9 protein-coding genes are annotated in these 18,304 nt (G+C 47.1%); all 9 read right to left on the bottom strand.

The genetic code is table 11. The annotated features are described in order from the left end of the window. Positions 1-11: 11 nt before the first annotated feature. Positions 12-3,137, bottom strand: a complete 3,126-nt coding sequence (locus tag AC23P2_RS19290; RefSeq protein ID WP_487774712.1) for a DUF6298 domain-containing protein — start codon at positions 3,135-3,137, stop codon at positions 12-14. A 253-nt stretch (positions 3,138-3,390) separates the two neighbouring features. After that, on the bottom strand, positions 3,391-5,118 hold the full coding sequence (locus AC23P2_RS19285; protein ID WP_487774711.1) for a pectate lyase family protein: 1,728 nt from the start codon (positions 5,116-5,118) through the stop codon (positions 3,391-3,393). A 13-nt stretch (positions 5,119-5,131) separates the two neighbouring features. Beyond that, positions 5,132-6,895, bottom strand: coding sequence for a RagB/SusD family nutrient uptake outer membrane protein (locus AC23P2_RS19280; RefSeq protein WP_487774710.1), 1,764 nt, complete (start codon positions 6,893-6,895; stop codon positions 5,132-5,134). A gap of 80 nt (positions 6,896-6,975) precedes the next feature. Then, a complete protein-coding gene (locus AC23P2_RS19275; RefSeq protein WP_487774709.1) occupies positions 6,976-10,194 on the bottom strand; it encodes a SusC/RagA family TonB-linked outer membrane protein in 3,219 nt (1,072 codons plus the stop codon). Positions 10,195-10,333: 139 nt separating this feature from the next. Continuing rightward, the gene (locus AC23P2_RS19270; RefSeq protein WP_487774708.1) at positions 10,334-10,966 is read right to left on the bottom strand and encodes a DUF3826 domain-containing protein; all 633 of its coding nucleotides are present in this window, start codon (positions 10,964-10,966) and stop codon (positions 10,334-10,336) included. A gap of 20 nt (positions 10,967-10,986) precedes the next feature. After that, a complete protein-coding gene (locus tag AC23P2_RS19265) occupies positions 10,987-13,764 on the bottom strand; it encodes a glycoside hydrolase family 95 protein (RefSeq protein WP_487774707.1) in 2,778 nt (925 codons plus the stop codon). A 4-nt stretch (positions 13,765-13,768) separates the two neighbouring features. Beyond that, positions 13,769-14,659: a sugar phosphate isomerase/epimerase family protein gene (locus tag AC23P2_RS19260; protein ID WP_487774706.1), complete on the bottom strand. Its 891-nt coding sequence runs from the start codon at positions 14,657-14,659 to the stop codon at positions 13,769-13,771. Between the two features lie 84 nt (positions 14,660-14,743). Continuing rightward, the gene (locus AC23P2_RS19255) at positions 14,744-15,880 is read right to left on the bottom strand and encodes a sialidase family protein (RefSeq protein WP_487774705.1); all 1,137 of its coding nucleotides are present in this window, start codon (positions 15,878-15,880) and stop codon (positions 14,744-14,746) included. A 385-nt stretch (positions 15,881-16,265) separates the two neighbouring features. Then, a complete protein-coding gene (locus AC23P2_RS19250; protein WP_487774704.1) occupies positions 16,266-18,167 on the bottom strand; it encodes a pectinesterase family protein in 1,902 nt (633 codons plus the stop codon). Positions 18,168-18,304: the final 137 nt, after the last annotated feature.

The raw sequence follows: 18,304 nt of genomic DNA, 5'->3' as shown, positions 1-18,304 counted from the left end.
CTTGGAAAGGGTTATCTTTTTTGCAACCAAATGACCGAAGCAGCCCCTGTCCCATTTTTGATAGTTGCTACGCTCCCACCCTTCACGGAGTCATTCGATGAAACCACTGCTCCCGTTTTGGGATGAATAAATTTCACCGAAAATGAATGGGGAACCGCCGTTAAATCAAGCATTACTTCGGCAGCTTCGGTATAAATGACAAATCCAACGTTGGCATTTCCTAGCATCCATTGCTGCGGGGCAGAAGATGCCAACGGCTTCATGGTGGGTAGGTCTTTCAAAAATTGAGTGTCTGCCACCGAAGGGATACTTGCCATCGAGCCACCCGCTAACAATACTGCCCACCCAAAAGAATCATAACTATCGCCCGAGTACATCACGGCTTTGTCAGGAAATTGTTGGCGATACTCACTGACCGCCCGATACACTTGGTCAAATGAACTGCGTTTGGGAGAAAGTAAGCGCGCATGTTGGCGGGGTGCCAAATTTTGCCCTCCTGCGGGCGCGTAAGCCGTGCCATTGGCTTGGTAATGCCAGTACCGAATGTCTATCATATCAACCGTGGCGGCGCGTGAAGCATCTGCCAAAATTGCGTCTTGGACATCTTTGGTTGTACTTAGACCTACCAACACATTTTTCTTTTTCTCTTTTTCCCACTCTTTGATGACATCGAGCCAAAACTGCACAAACGCTAATGGCCCCGTATATTCTGCACTAATCAACTGAATTACACCTGTTTGTTCCATAAAATTATCAAGGCACTGACGGATATAAGCTCGGTGCAGCTGCCGACGAACGGGGTGCGACACATCATAAAACTGCTCCGCCATAAAAATCCGCTTGTCGCCCGCGTAAGGCACGGGTTCGGGAAAGCCCGTTTGGTTGAGGTTATTGGCAGGACGCCACGGAAAATCGGCGTAATGCGCTCCCGCTTCGATGATGTTGTGTTGGAAATAGTTTTGGTGAATCAGCACCAGCCCTTTTTGGTCGGCCAATTGGGCAAACCGTTGGAGGCGGCTCCAATACCACCGATTATACTGCGTCAAATCGTATTTGCTCAGGCCGTCCCAAGCCGTTTCTTTTCCGCTCCGTGCAAACGGCAATTCATAAAAGGGAGTCCACACTTCACCGTCCATCCGTCGGATGCGCTCGTGGTCATCGCGGCGGCGGTCGTACCAAAGGCCATAATTGTGGTCAATCGCCAACACGTTATTGGCCTTCATCCAATCACTCACCTCATTCAGGTCGTCGGTCAGGCCACGCCCCGTCATCCGAGGTACAAAGCGAGTCAAATGAGGTTTGGCATTTTCCAACCCGTGCGGGCGCGCGCTTCCATTCCACCAAGGCACTTCTTGTCGCTTGCCCGTTTGTACGACATTCCCACGCACCAACCAACCATTTTGAAGGGTCAATGCAGGTACATTCATAATCTTCGATGCCGTTGGCAAGCCAAGTTGTTCGATTGTTTTTGCCGTTGTTTGGGTTGTAATGGGCTGTCTTTCGGGGGCTTTTTGAATAAATTCATCTAAGGTCAAAACGGGTTGCTGCGCCAATTTTGTCAGCGCCATCGCTACCTCTACTTTAGGGCTACTCGACGCTTCAGACGCCACGGGCATCAGAATTGCCCGAGCGTTGGCCGAATTACCGATGCGTTCGGAGAGTTGGGCATAATACAAACTTCGAGGGCGAATATGTTCGTTGGACATTTCCCAATGCCCATTTCCCGTAAACTGTGCCCACGTACCAAACGCCCAATTTTGAGCCGTAGGAGGCTTTGAACAATCGACCTTGGCCGCTGTGCATTGCCAAAATACGCTGTTGGCCGCCGTCCAACCTGCCCCTTGACCGTCTTGGCCACGGTTTCCAAAACTAAGCGCTTTCCCGTCGATATTGACCACATCAAACAATATACCCGACGCCCAACTGTCGATGGTTCCGCTGAAACTATACGGCTCATGCGATTCACATTGCACAAAGGCATTGGGGCCTGCCGCACAGTATCCCACGGCAAAATCATGGTAGCCATTTTCGGCATATAAGCGTTGAAAAAGGCATTGTTGACCTTGGGTAAAAAAGGTATAACGACGCTCTCCGCCAACCTCTGAAACAGGCTCGAACGCTCGGCAATCCTCGACGGTAACGCGACGAGCAGAAGTCAAAACACTCACAGCAGCACCTGCAAAGTATTTGAATGTTACTTGGCGTACCCACGCATCTTGCACTTGGTCGAACGAAACTCCTACCCAGCGATGGTCTTCGTCTTTGGGGTTGGTAACATCATAGGCCGACACCAATTGTAGGTTTTCGACCCCTACGTTGGTAATCGTGTTTTGTTGTTGATAAACTCGTACGTTTCCGCCTCCGTACGTGGCATCCAAGGCAACGGTGAGGGGAGCGTCCAGCGTTAATTCATTCCCCGAAATGGCTGTAATCGTTCTATCCCAATAGCTATCACGTTGTCCCACCTTCCAGCCCAACGCCGTTACTCCTCCGCCAAAATGCTCCATCCCAAGGGCTTGAATCCATTCTTTGGTCGAAGGGCGATGTACTTGTACTGCATCTCCTACTTTTACACCCGACGCGTCATCAACGAATAGGGTCGTTGCATTGACGGGTACGTACGGATTTGTGATTCGTAAACGGCTCTTTGATACTACATTTTGGCCACCAATGACATTGACTAAATGTTCTCGCGACGTACCTGTGCCTACGATGGTAGTACCATTTTCAGTCATGCCACTTCCCCGCAGCACAACCCCCGACGCTTTGAGGGTCAGTTGGCCCGCCACTTCAAACGTTCCTTTTCCTAGCAAAACCGTTCCTCTGAAGCCGTTTCTATCCAATGGTAATGTGGCTACATAATCAATCGCCGCCTGAATGCGGTTAGTTGCATCGCCTTTTTGCGTGTTTACTACTACCTGAATCGGCACGTCGGGAATGGCCTCGGCTCCTGCCCGATACCCACAGTATGAAAAGTCGGGGATGCGGTTGCCGAGAGAATCAGGGGTGTAAACCAAATGCCCCTGCTCATTTTGGTAAACAGGGGGTTGTTTCTTGACAGGTTTGGGAGTTTGAGCCTGAAGCTCTGCTCCCATTAGTGCCGCCAGAAATAGTAGTGTATGTAAAAATATTCTCAAAACGGATTTTGACTTATTCGTTTACGATTTGGTCGGGTTGTGAGCAACCCTCAGCACGAGGAACACAATATTCGACATTCTGCCCTCTGCACTCGACATTTTATTAGTCGGGTTGTGAGCAACCCTCAGCACGATTTACAATTTACAATGATAGACACAGAGTAGCACAAAGTTTTTCACGGAGTTACACAATGTATAAACCTCTGTGAAACTTTGTACCTAACTTCGTGAAACTCTGTGGCCAAACAAAACACTAGGGTTTAACCTGTTTTACCGACACTACGCTATTGAGGTAGTCCTCGATATTGGTATAGCCATCCTTGTTTTTATCCGCACTTGCATCCGATGGGTCGCGTGGGTTGAGACCGTTTTTAGTTTCCCAAGCGTCAGGCATTCCATCTTTATCGGTATCGGTATAAGGAGTTCCTTTGTAGTCAGGATACCCACCTACTTGCGCAATGTCCGTGATGATACCTTGTTTGTACGAATCAATGGGCAAACGACGGTGTTTAAACTGCGTCTCAGGAAGTTTTACACCTTCTAAGTACGTAATTTTTCCTGTACGAACTTGCTCCACAATGCGTGTATCCACGGGGTCACGTTTTGGCAAAGTAGCTCCTGCATTGGCCAATACATAGTCGTGGGCTTTAGCCGTAGGTAGAATCGTCATTTCGGGCATCGGAAGTGGTGCATTCACTTTGATGTCTGGCATATACTTATCGGCATTTTTGAAATTTTCGACTTGAACCCCACCCTTCCAGTTGTCTTTCGTCACCACGTCATTTCCTTCCACTACGTTGCCGTCCACGTAGGCACGCCCAAACGTCAAATACCCCAGTTTACTTCTGCCTGATTCGGGTTTCAAAATACGGTACCCGATAGGAGAATCTTTGGGAGTCAATGGCCCTGGTTTAAAATAATTGTTGACAATATTATACATCGCGCGATAATCGCCACCGTCCACCGAGCGGTGTACCCAGTTGAAGACTACGTTATTGACGAAATTGAAAACTCCAAACCAACCAATCGAGGGGTTACGCCCTGCATTATCAGCCCAGAGATTACGCATAAATGTGCAGTTTTCGCCCCCCAACGTGCTGCCAAAGGCGTGATTCCACGTATCTAATGCTTCGGAAAAAATAGAGTTTTGAATGGTAATATTGACCGTCGGTAGCTTTTGTTCAATAGCTCCCGTGCTGTCGTTGTACATGTGGCGGTACATCGACATATTTTCGTCTAAGCCCCAACTGGCCGAAACGTGGTCAATGATGATATTCCCAATGGGATTGCCACCAATGGAATCATCGCGACGACCAACAAAAGTTTCTCCCCGACGAAAACGCATGTACCGAATCACGACGTCGTGCGTATTAATCCAGACTGACTCACCTGCCACACAAACACCATCGCCTGGGGCTGTCTGCCCTGCAATCGTAATGTATGGTGCACGAATAATCAAGGGCGTTTTGAGGCGAATGATACCTGCTACGTTAAACACAATGGTGCGCGCACCTCCTTGTTCACAGGCATCGCGGAGGGTTCCTGGGCCGCTGTCTTCGAGGCTAGTCACCACATACACTTTACCCCCGCGACCGCCAAACGAAAAAGCGCCTCCCCCTTCAGCTCCTGGAAAAGCAGGAATTGAAGCTTGTGGCAAATCGACAGGGCGTGCTGCCCACGGAATGTACGGTTTTCCTTCGCGGGATTCTTTTTGAATGATGGGCAATGCCTTTTGCCAAGCAATATTCGACTGGTGCATCGCTTCTTTGAGCATTTCGTCGCTGGCTTTTTGCACGTCTTGGGGAACTTGCGGATACTGGGCTACAACGGGTTGTTTTGTTCCCAGTAACACCGCTATCACCAAAAGTGATGAAAATTTAGCCCGCAGATGACGCAGATTTTCAAGCGCAGATAACCGCTGATTTTTTAGAAAACCAGTATTGTATAATTCTAAGTCTGGTGTGATTACAGTCTCTTTCATAGATTTGTTTTTTTTACTTCAAAGGGTCAAAGCCGCCGCCCCAGGTATTATTTTGAATAATTTTAGGATTATTGTCAATGGCCGACTGCGGGATGGCAAAGAAATAATACTCTGGTTTCCAGTTGATTGCGTATTTAGTATCCAATTGCTTAGTCACAATCGTGAAATAATTGGTATAAGCTACATCCAAATCAACGTTGTCGCGCGTGGTAGCAAAATCAGCAGGCACGCCCGTTGTTTTAAGGTTGATGGTCACGCCTGTTCTTCTTTTTCCGTTCAACGTCTTCTCAATAAGTTTCCAACGACGCAAGTCCCAAAAACGCTTTCCTTCAAAGGCAAACTCAAGCTGGCGCTCAAACAAAATCGCTTCAAACATTTCGGCGCGCGTCATGTTGGCTTTTAGGCCGTATAATCCGTCGGTTCCTGCCTCAATCCCCGCTCTTTTACGGATGGCTTTGAGGTGGGTATAAGCTTCATCAAGGCTATTGATTCCACAAGCACTTTCGGCTAAATTAAGCAACACTTCCGCAAAACGAATCTCAATCCAATCGGTTCCAGAAAACTGTACATCGCTTACGCCTACTGTTGGGTTAATCGCCTTTCGTGTATAAAAACCTGTGTTTGAAGCCTTTACTTCTACTGTTTTGTTACTCACAAAATACGTCCAAAGCTTGTACGATGTATTTCCATTCAAAGGCCAATTCACGCCATTGTAAGCAATGGTTTTGTCAAAACGAGGATCACGGTTTTTGTAAAACAATTGGTCAGAATAAGTGTATTTGGTCGATTCTCCTGCTTTTTTACCATCTTTCATTGGGAATGCTTTTACCATTTCCCACGAAGGCTGGTTAGAACCTCCCGCTGTACCTGCGTACGATGGGCGAGTGGAGTTATCATAGCCGTTGTTTTTTCTGGTTTGGTCACCCGTTGACGTGTTAAAACCCGTCAAGAAAACCGCTTCTGGATTGTTCACTTCCTGAAACCACAATTGGTCAAACGAGGCGTGTAAACCGTATCCGTTGGCCACTAGCAAATCATACGCTTGTTTGTTGGCTGCATACGAAGCTTGCCATTTAGCCGCATCGTCCGTTGGGTTAAACTGCGGACTTGCCGCGTACAACAAGGCACGACCTTTGAGCGCAGCCGCACCTCCTTTGGTGATACGCCCCCAATCTGATGAGCCTCCCCACCTGCCTGGCAAGAACAACATTGCTGAATCTAAATCGCTGACAATTTGCTTGTACGTTTCGGTGGTCGTATTTCTTGACAAAAACGCGGCTTCGCGGGCTTCTACTCCTACTGCTTGAAGTGGTTTTGTGACCAAAGGTACGCCTCCATACAAACGAACCAAGTCAAAATAACGCCATGCCCGAAAGAATTGAGCCTGCGCGTTGAGGCGGTTTTTAGTAGCTTGGGCAATTGTTCCTCCGTTTACATCATTGATAAAAGTATTGATTACTCGAATCTTCCCGTAGTTGTTTGTGGCGTTCAGTGCCGTGCCAAAATCAGCTACGTCGTTGACCAATAGGGTTCCTTCAAAAAACTTACTTTCACCCGACGACTCATCCGAAAGGTCGGGGCGTGTACCCCATGCTCCTCCCCAAACGGGTAGGTTTTGATCGTAGATGTAGTCCAAATTCATGCGTGCCAGGACAGAGTCTTTAAAGATAAGACTACCGTTGACCGAACCTAAATCAGTTTTATCGAGTACCTTTTCGCAACTTGCCAGTCCAAGCAGTCCCAAAAGGCTGAGTATAGAAAAATAATTACGTTTCATTGTTGTCATTTGTTTTGTGGCAAACCACTTTTTTGTTCATTACTAACAGGTTACAACGCGGCTGAGAGCAACCGCGCTCACTACAATCCAAGGTTTAGACCCAACGAGAACGAGCGCAAAGTTGGATACGCATCATAGCTTCCTGAGTACGCTTTGTAGCTGTATGGATTGTAGAAATTGAACGGATTGACAGCTACGACATAAACTTTAAGATTGCTCATGCCCAGTTTTTTTGCTGCCTTCGCGGGCAATCCATACGACACGTTGAAGTTACGCATTCCCGCCGACAACGAATTGGCAAACCAAAAATCAGATACCACTTGGTAAGTATCTCTATAATAAGGATTTGGATAAGCCGCTGTGGTATTTTCGGGTGTCCAGTGATCAGCCCAAAACTGCGGACGGTTGGCGGTCAAGGTTGCTTGATTACGCGCTGACGATTCGATGACGGCTTGTCCTCCAAACGAAGCCCCCATTACGACCGATACCGATAAGTTTTTGTAGGTAGTACTTACGTTGAAACCCAGTCCGTAATGATTGTTTGCTTTTTTGGTTAAAAACAACTGGTCATCCGTCGTAATTTTTCCGTCGGGAGCGGTGTATTGTCCTGTTGCATCTTTGGGCCCTCTCACGTCCTGATAATAAAGCATTCCTGGCTTAGGAGCAGCCCCAAAAATGGTATAACCTGGGTTTTTCTCCAACCAGCTATCCACGTCTTGCTGCGTACGAAACATACCCGCATATTGGTAGCCTTGCACGCCCATGTCAGTAGATTTTCCGATAGGGTCTTCGTAAGTGCCAATTTTACCTTTGTCCACATCCACCTTCAATTGTTTGTTGTCACTCCACGACAAAAACGCGTTGACTTTGTACGTCCAATCATTGGTGATTTTATCAGCCCAGCCCAACGAAATTTCGTAGCCAAAACCATCGACTGACGCATAGTTTTCCGATGGAAGAGTAGCACCGACGAGCAATGGCACCGACGACGTAAGCGCCGTAAGCATATTGTAACGATGGTCGTAGAACGCATCTAGTCCTAGCGACAAGCGATTTTTCAAGAATTGAGCATCAATCCCGAAGTTGTACTTGGTGTTGTTATCCCAACGTGCCTGACGGTTGGCCATGGCGTTGTTAGGGGAAATAATCAACGGACGGTCGCTATTTCCGCCAAACACGGCTCCTTTGCCCGTTTGGATAGAATAGCTTGTGAGCCAGTTATAGGCTTTGGTGGCATCTCCCCCCATGAATCCAACCGACCCACGGAATTTCAAGAAATCAATAAAAGAGACGTTGTTTTTGAAGAAATTTTCGTCCGAAATGACCCAACCAGCCGACACCGACGGGAAAAAGCCCCAGCGGTATTCGGGGGCAAAGTTGGTAGAAGCATCGTAGCGAGCGGCAACTTCCAACAAGTATTTATTGCCGTAGTTGTAATTGATACGGCCTGCGTACGACAAGTTTCCTGACTCTGATTGGCTTTCAGAAGCCGTTTGAGTACCTGTGGCATAACGCATGTTGGGCAGCCCACCGATGATGACACCTTCGGCCATAGCGGCCACGTTGTCGTAATTGGTTTCTGACTGCTCAAAGAAGGCAATTCCCGAAACATGATGTTTGCCAAATTGACGGTCGTAGTTCAAATAGCCATTAAATTGGTACGTATCGTTGTAGCTTGGGTTGATACGTACGCGGTCGCCATTGTTCATAGATACCGTCCGTAAAATATTGCCTCCATAAATGTGTTTATTCTGACCTAACATACTGAAAGCGTACACGTTGTACTTGGTTCCGTATTGCTTTCCGAAGCTATTATCAATGGTTTTGGCAAATAATACGCGGGCTTTTAATCCTTTGATGAACGGAATTTCATAGTCAATATTAGCCGTGACGTTCAAGCCCGTGTTGCGCGTACGGGTGAAGTTGTCGGAGTTTTGCACTTCAAAAAAGTGAAACGCATCAACTGTGTTTACGTTTCCTGCATTCGACAATAATACTGGAAGGCCGTTTACATACGGCGGGTTAAATTGAGGCGTAAACAGCAGCGACTTCATGTCGTTTTCAGGATTTTCGCCGCCTTGTTTGAGGTAGTACATTTGTTTATCATACAAATCACCGCTCAACGACAAGCCCGTTTTCAGCCCTTTGGCTACGACGATGTCAGCACTCGCACGAAACGTCCATTTGTTGGCGTTAATGTTATCGAAATTGGCATTTTGGGCATTGTACGTAATTCCCGCAAAGTACGTAGCACGCTCTCTTCCTCCGCTTACGTTGAGCGCATGACGCATCACCGACGAAGGTTTCCACGCCATTTTTAACCAATCGTAGTTGTTTTGTTTAAAATGATCGAGTTCGTCTTGGGTATAAATTAATGGATCAGTAGCTGGACGACCTGCCGCAAAGTTGAGGTTATTCATGTAGGTAGCATGTTCATATCCATTCATCATTTTGGGCAACATCGCCGCATCCGATACCCCCACCGAGCCGCTGTAGCTAAACTTTGGCGCGCCTGCTTTTCCGCGTTTGGTACTTACCACCACTACTCCTTGGTTAGAACGCGCTCCGTAAATGGCCGCAGCCGCATCTTTTAGTACCGAAATAGCTTCTACTTCCGACACGTCCAATAAGTTGAAGTCATCTTCAGTTCTTACGACGTTGTCAATGACAAACAATGGACGCAAAGTCCCTCCGTCTTTTGACAAAATGATAGGGTTACGAACGGTCAACTGACCATTATCACCAGGGCGGCTTGTTCCTCCAGACACACTTACCCCTGGCATTTGACCCTGCAACGCCGCCGACAAACTCCCGACGGGTAATTCTTGAATGGCTTTCATGTCAACGGCAGCAACCGCCCCTGTAAGGCTCACTTTTTTCTGCGAACCATAACCGACTACAACGACTTCGCTGATGGAAGCCACGTCGTCGTCGAGGGTTAAGTTAATGTTGGTTTGGCCATTTACGGCAATTTCACGCATCTTGTACCCCACCGAACTAATCACTAGGATTTCGTTTCCTTTGGGTAAATCAATTTTAAAATTCCCTTCACCGTTGGTAAATGTTCCTACTTTTGAACCTTTGATAATCACGTTGGCCCCTGGAATGGGTTGCCCAGCAGCGTCCTTTACATTTCCTGTTACGGTAATTGCGGCCGTTTTCACGGTTGTTTTTAAGGTAGTTCCTTCGTGTTTTTCAGCGTAGGAAACTCCCATAAAACAAACAGCTACTACCGCCGTGAGACACGCCTTGGCAAGGCTTTTGTCCCATGTTAGTTTGGTTTGTAAAAAAGGATTCATTGAAGAGTAATTGGATTAGTTTTGAACTTAGTTTGAGGTTTATTAGTATTCTAAAATCGCGGTTGCTCGCACAGAGGCGCGGTTGTAAGCAACCGCTGGCACACCTTAGGTTGTGAGCAACCACGTGCAAAGAGGCACATTAGGATTTATTTTTTGCTTCTTTGATTCGTTTTTCCCAGTCTTGACCCGCCTTTTTCATGTCAATTCCTTGGGCTGATAGGTAATTGTTGATTTTGCCTTTGTATTTGCCAAACCAAGCATGTTTCTTTTCTGAGGTATCGGCGTCCATGGCCAATTCACGGGCTTCGGTGAGCCACGTCAGGATTTGGGCCTTTTGGGTTTCGGTCAAATCAGGCAGCATTTCTTGGTAGCCACGGTAGGTTTTGGGCAACACGCCGTACGTCATTCCATCTTTTATTTGGTCAACTTGGGCGGGTGTAAGTTCTTTGGCAAGGTCGGTAAGGTAGTTTTTGTGTAATTGCCCCAGTTGAACATTCATTTCCGACTCCAACTGTTTTACTTTTTCTTCCGACGGTTCGGCCAATGCTTTTTTAGCTGTTTTTACGCCTTCGTGAAGGGTATTCAAATCGAGGTATTGCTTGGCTACGCGGTGACTTACTCGTTTAAACTGAGCAGAATCAGGCAGTTGCAACGCCGCCACTATCTTTTGGGCACGCTGTATTACTACTTGTTCGTAAGTGATTTCTTTGTCGTTGGCTTGCCCCAATGCAGTCGTAGCCATGGCCCAAAAAACAAACAATAATTTCTTCATTTTCAATTAGTTATACTCATTTAAAACTTCTTCAATTCAATTATTTGCCCTTTTTGGATTACCAATTTTGTCACTTTCCCTGCGTAGCGCAGGGTGCAAGGATTCCCCGCCACAGACGTGATTTTTACGTAAGTGAGTTTGCCTTGTTCCCAACTAAAATCCAGTTCAAAACCACCACGCGCTTTGATACCTCGTACCGTTCCTGTGGGTAAGTCGGGGGGCAATGCTGGTAAAAGGTCAATGTACTTGGTGTGACTCTGTAGCAACATCTCAACGATGCCTGCCGAACCGCCAAAATTTCCATCAATCTGAAACGGCGGGTGGGCGTCGAACAAGTTGGCGTACGAGCCTCCTGCTCCCGAGGCGGGGCGCAATAACATTTTGACCATCTTTTGGGCGTGTTCACCCTCTTTGAAACGTGCCCAAAAGTTGATTTTCCACGCCAAACTCCAACCCGTTCCTTCATCGCCACGGTATAGCAGCGATTGGCGGGCAGCTTTGGTCAACTCAGGCGTTTCGTCCCAATTGATTTCGTTGCCTGGGTGTAGCCCCCACAAGTGCGATACGTGGCGGTGTTTGTTGGTGGTATCGTCTTTGTCTTCGAGCCATTCTTGCAACTGTCCGTATTTTCCAATTTGGTTAGGGGCAATTTGAGCATAGGTAGTTTGCAGTTTTTTTCGCCACGCTTCGTCGGTTTTGAGTACTTCCGACGCCGCGATGCAGCTTTTAAGTAATCCGCGAATGATTTGGTGATCCATCGTTGGGCCTGCCACCAGCCCTCCGTTTTCGGGTGAATTGGAAGGCGTACTAATTAACCAACCCGTTTTGGGGTCTTTGACCAAAAAATCCACAAAAAACACCGACGCTTCTTTCATCATCGGGTAGGCGGTTTTTTGTAAAAATTCACGGTCTTGCGTAAACAAGTAATGTTCCCACAAGTGCTGACAAAGCCATGCCGCTCCTGTGACCCAAATGCCGTGATTGGAAGCATTGATAGGGGTTGTGGTGCGCCAAATATCGGTATTGTGGTGTACGACCCAGCCGCGTGCGTTGTAGTAAGTGCGGGCCGTTTCTTGCCCTGCCACCGACAATTCTTTCATCATTTCCAACAACGGCTCATGCAATGGCGAAAGGTTAAGCACTTCGGCTCCCCAATAGTTCATCTCGGCGTTGATGTTGGTGGTATATTTACTTCCCCAAGGTGGCGCCAATAAGTCGTTCCAAATCCCCTGCAAGTTGGCGGGACGAGTCTTGGGACGTGAGCTGGAAATCAGCAAGTAACGGCCATATTGTACATATAAGGCCATCAAAGCAGGGTCTGGGGTTTGGCCAAACTGCGCAAGTCGTTGCTGAGTCGGTAGGGTTGCGGCGGCACTTTTACCCAAGTCAATCGAGAACGTTTGGTAGTACGATTGGTATTCTTTCAGGTGAGCCGTCCGTATTTCTTCGTACGTTTTTTTCCCAATAGCCGCGATTGTTTTTTCACAAAGCACCGTTGGGTTGGCCGAAATATCTTGGTAATTGACGTAGTTGGTCGCCGCTGCCAAGTAAAACGTAACCCTGTCGGCTTTTTCAATTTCAATGCCTTGGTCGGTGCATTTAAGCGTGCCATTTTGCAACTGCACTGTCAGGTAACTTTCCCCTTTCAACGCGCCATTTTTCACTTTTACCGACAATGCCAACGTATGATTGTCCACGCGGCGAAGTAAGTAACCTTTGTGCGGACTGCTCAACGCAGCCGTAAGAGACAAACTAGCTTTGCGGTCAGCTTCTAGGCAAACGGCCATAACTTGCTGAGGTTCACTCACAAAATATGTTCGGGTAAAACGCGTTCCGTTGGCGCGAAAACTGGTTTTACAAAGCGCGTCCGACAAACGGAGCTCGCGGCGATAATCGCTGATTTCGCCCAAATCTGAGAATGTCAACGTCAAATCACCAAAAGGCTGATAATCGGCCTGATATTTTGGTGTCGCAGGGGGATTTTCGTCTTGAATTCTATATTTCCACGGTTTTACTAACGAAATCAATGCACTTGCTTCACCTTCGGGATAGAGTCCAATTGGACGAGAAGTGTCTTTGTAGCCTGCAATTCCTCCTTTATCCACGTAGTTAAGTACCTGTACAGCAATCACATTTCGTCCCGTCCGAAGTACATTGGCAGGAATGCGGTATTTACGCGCCTCCATGCTGTTGGTCGCTCCAATCAACTGCCCATTGACGTACGTAAGATCATAATCACGAATACGGTTTAAGTCCAACACTACGCTTTTCCCTTGCCAATCGGCGGGAATATCGACTACCGTCCGAAACCAAACGGCTCCATCTAAGCCCTCAAACCCGACGGTTTCCCAACCTTCATACGCTGGAACAACCATCGTTTCCCAAGTCGCATCATCATAATCTGGCAACGCAGGATTTCCCTTTAGCCCTTTCAAAGCCAGCATGTCGCTTGTCCACTGCTCCTTGTTGCCCGCTTGGGTTTTTAGCCCCATAAAATGGGTTTCGGCCAGTTGTTCCGCCGCTTTTTGTTTTCCTTCAGCCAACAACTGACGGATTTCGGCCAAGTACTTCGCCGCATCTTGTCGGTTAGGGTTACGTGGCTCACCCGTCCAGAGGGTTTCTTCATTGAACTGAATACGGTCTTTTTTTACCCCTCCAAACACCATCGCCCCTACTCTGCCGTTGCCAATGGGCAACGCTTCTGTCCACTTTTCGGCAGGAACATTGTACCACAGTTGATAGTCCTGTGCGTAAGCCCAAAGAGGAAGTAGGAGGATATGAAAAAGGAGTTTTTTCATCCGTTTAAGAGGTCTGAAAAACAGACTTGATGTATTGGGTATTTGCTCCGAAATTTTTCTTGACGTTGTGCGGCTCTTTGGCATCGCGGGAACGCTCAATAACCAGCCAACCCACCCACTTCATTTCGTCGAGGGTTTGTTTTACTTTGTTGAGGTCGAGGCGGGTATTGTGTTCGAGCCAAACCCCGTCTTCATCGGTGCAATGAATTTGGCAAATACGCTTGCGACCCAGTATTTTAAGCTCTTTCAACAAGTCTCGTCCTGCTTTAAGCGGATTTGAAAAATTGAAATAGATTTGAATGTGTTTGGAGCCGATTTCTTTTAATAATTCTACTTCTCCTTGAGCGTCCAACGACGTTTCAATACCAATCACAACACCTGCTTTTTGGGCCATTTTCCCTACTACTTTTAGGCGTTCTACAATGGCAGGGCGTAATTCGGGGTTTTGCACCAAATCCCCCTGAACACCCAATGGCAAAAAGCCTACTTTCACATTCATGGCTTTCATGGTGTCGATACAGTCTTGCACCATGCGCTGGTACGTAGGGCGCGTCGCAAACGACTGAGCGTAAAAACCCGTCATTGCCAGCGAACAAATTTCCAGTTGCAATTCTTTGGCTTTGTCCAAAAACTGCTGGCGCACTTCTGACTTAGCTAATTGATTATCAAAAGTTTCCCGATTACCCAAACCTCCCATGTCGATTTCTACTCCGTCGGCTCCAATGTCTTTGGTTAGCTGGAAAGCACTTAATTTTTGGCGTTTCAAAATCATCAAATCCACTACTGCTACTTTGTAACGGTGACTTGAACCCGCCCACCCACGCGCCACTCCCAATAGCATACTTGCAATGAGTACACTACTTTGTTTCAAGAATTGGCGACGTTGGGTGAGCATGGGTACTTATTTATGGTTATTAGAGGATTCAGCTATTTTTTACGTATTATGAGACTTTCCAAGTTTTGAAAACTTGGAAAGTCTTTAGTTCTTTTCGGCTTCGGCAGGTTGGGGGGCTTTGTACCCGTCCAACTCAGGCCATTGTCCGTCTTTGATAGGAATTAACTTCATTTTTTTAGGGTCAACTACCGCGTGCTTGATGCGCTGACGACGCCACGTATAAATCACGTGAATCATCCCGTCGGAGGTCTGAATCACCGAAGGATACGAATACTGACTAATGGGGGAATCTTCCAAAATCACCGCTGCATCCCATTCTTTGCCATCTTTTGAAACAGAAAGATGCAAGGGCGTGCGCGGGCCTTTGGCCAAGTCACCTGGGGGCAGTACATGGTTGTAAACCAGCGCATGACGACCGTCTTTGAGCGTCACGGCGTCAGTACCAGAGTTGTTATTGGGCAAACTTGATTTAGCTAATTCCGACCAAGTCTCGCCATTGTCATTTGACCATGCTTCCACTAATGCGCGGTTACGGCTGCGGGCCAAAATCTGCAATTTGCCCTTGCCGTGATTCAAAATGCTCGGTTGAATGGCGTTGATGGTTTTACCGTCGTTGATGGGGCCTATTTTTCTCCATGTTTTACCAAAATCGGGCGTTACCTCAAAATGAATTTGCCAACCACCTTTTCCTTCAGTGCTAGTCGGGCTCATCAAGTTTCCGTTGGAAAGCAATACGGGTTTATTTTTAATCGGGCCTAAAAACCCTTCGGGCAGGGCTTTAGCTTCTGACCACGTAAGGCCACCGTCCGAAGAGGTCTTCAACCAACCTTTCCACTCCGACGGGCTTGGACCGATTTTGTAAAACAACATCAAATCTCCGTTAGGGATTTGAAACAAAACGGGGTTCCAACACGCATAGCGGAGTTTGTCGTTGACAACGCCATCGGCTACGTTCTGGGGAGCAGTCCACTTGCCATTTACCTGACGGCTGACCCAAATACACACGTCGGGATTGCGTTCTTTGGTCCCCCCAAACCAAGCCGCGACCAAACCTTTGGACGTCTCGGCGATGGTTGAGGCGTGACTCTCAGGAAAAGGCGCGGTTTCAAAAATAAACTCATCTACCACTACTCCCGACTGCCATTTGGCCAATTGCGAAAAAGCAGCTTGAGTGACGACTAAGCACAAGAAAAAAGGAATAAAAAAACGTTGGATTACCATGAAAACAAAAGCTAATTGTGTTATTTTTTGGTTAACTACCTCTAACAAACGAAGAAAAAAGCAACAAAAACAAAAACAAATGAAAGAATTTTCTTTTTTCTTTTCAGTTCATTTGTCGTTTTTCTCCGCCAATGGGCTCTTTAGGGCTTCATTGTGTTAAGGTGGCTTCTTAAAAAAAGGCTTTTTGAGCCATTTAAAGGGGTTTTTGCAATTTTTCAAGAATTACCCGCCGAAACCTGATGACAATTATACTTTTTTAAAAAAAACTAACCCTCCTGAACTGTCTGCTTGAATAGAACTTTAACCCTATTTATTGGTAATAAAAAAGGGAGCAAAGCGCCCCCTTTCTCGAAAAAATACGAAACTATGGTTTGGTTAAAAAAGGCTATTTAATTTTCGTTTCAAAAACCTTGTTTAAGAACTGAACGCTGTGGCTCAAGACAGGTTCAAACCAAGGATGAAACAGTACAAACGTATGCGGCGCGTCGGGAAAAGAGTGAACTTCCGAATAGATATGAAGCGCATCAAGTTTTCGCCGCATGTCGTCACGACCAGCGTGCATACGATCTACAGAACTATTCACAAACAAAATAGGAGGCGTGTTTTTGTCCACATGGTTGAGGGCGCCCGCTTCGTGCCAAAGTTCAGGTTTTTGGGTTTTGTTGTAGCCAAACCAATACGTAGCGGCCGAAATCCCTTTGCTATCGTCGCCTTCTCCCGATTCGGGATGAATAAAGGCCAATGTTCCATCCAAATCGACAATGGCGTTGATTCGACTTGAAAAAGCCATGTACTCACCTTGGCTTCCTTCAAAAGCTGGATTGTCGTTGGTTGTTCCTAACAAAGCCGCCAATTGTCCTCCCGCCGAAAAGCCCAAAGAGGCAATTTTATTGGGGTCAATTTGGTATTTTTTGGCATTGGCTCGCATCCAACGTACCGCCGCTTTCAAATCATGCACAGCCGCAGGATATAATGCTTCGGTCGAAAGGCGGTACTCTACTGTTACGGCTACAAAACCTTGTTCCGCTAACTTTTGGGCCAAAGGCACGTGGTGCGTGCGGTCGCCCGAACGCCAGCCGCCGCCATGAATCACCAACACCGCTGGGCGAAGTCTCTTGGACTTACTTTTGGGATAAAACACATCCAGCTGCAAATTGCGAGCACCTACCGAACAATAGGTCACATTTCGTTCTTCCGCTACCGAAATTGGCAACGAAAAGGATACTTTAGAGACTTTTGGGTACTGTTTTTGAAGTTGAGAAAAAGCTTTTGGCACGTTGAACGAAGTATCGGGGACATTGGTCAAGCCAAAGGTCAACAAGGGGCCTTGCGGGTTCCAGTTGTCTTTACCTGCAAGCACCCTTCCAATCGTATATTTTTGGGCTTCGATTTCGGTCAACTGTTTTGACCACGACACTCGTTTTGAGGCAATGGCACCCGCTCCTTTTGAACCATATTCGGCATAAAAAGCAGTTTTTTCGGCATGAACCTTATCCCAATTATGCCAGCCTTCGGGCTTTACTACGTTCGACATCGTACAGTTCAAGAATACCGTTTGGGCATAATCTCGCCACGGTCGTCCCAAATACACACTTGCCTCGGGCGATTCGCCATCGAGTGTACATTCGTTAAATACAAAACCATGGACTTGTCCTTGCGGCGTAGAGGCTGCCGTGTAGTAGCCGCCTTGCAACTTTGAATGTATGTGGCATTGTTGAAAATAGGCCGTTGCCCACCCGAAAATAAAATCGACCGTTCCTTCAATGTAACAATTTTGGTAATATTGCCGCGTTCCTTCTCGCTTGGGATAGAGCGTATCTTGGCATCCTAAAAAACGGCAATTGATGAAACGAGCACGGTCACCATCGACAAGCATTGCTACGGCTTGCCCAACAGGGCCTGCGGAGTTGGCAAAGGTGATATTGATGGCCGTAAAATCGTTGGCAACGATGCGCGTAGAAGTGGAGGTAGTTGTTCCGAGCTTTACGCCTTGTGGGTTTATTTTTCCCGAAAAATCATCGTACGTCAAAATCGTATTTTCAGGATCTTCTCCCATGACAGTGACGTGGTTTTTGGTTGAGTCAAGGGTCAATTTTTCCTTGTAAACGCCTTTTTTGATACGAATGAGCACGTCTTTCGTATTGTTGAGCGGAATGGCATTGAATGCTGCTTGCACCGTCGTGAAATCTCCCGAGCCGTCTTGGGCAACAATCAATACGTTTTTGGAGGTTGTTTGGGCAAACAACGACCCCGTCAATAAAAGACACAACCAAAAGACGCTTTTCATATTTTTTATTGTTTATTCTTCTCATTCGTCACGACTTTAAGTCGGGACGGGCATGGGCTAAAGTCTCTGACTTACATCTCAATAATCAACGTCGGAGACGTTATACCAGAGCGTCCCCGACTGCAAGTCGGGGACAG

The sequence above is a fragment of the Runella sp. R0.1_18 genome (assembly GCF_057652155.1).
Note: the sequence above shows the minus strand (reverse complement) of the source record. Positions and strands in the feature narration are given on the sequence as shown.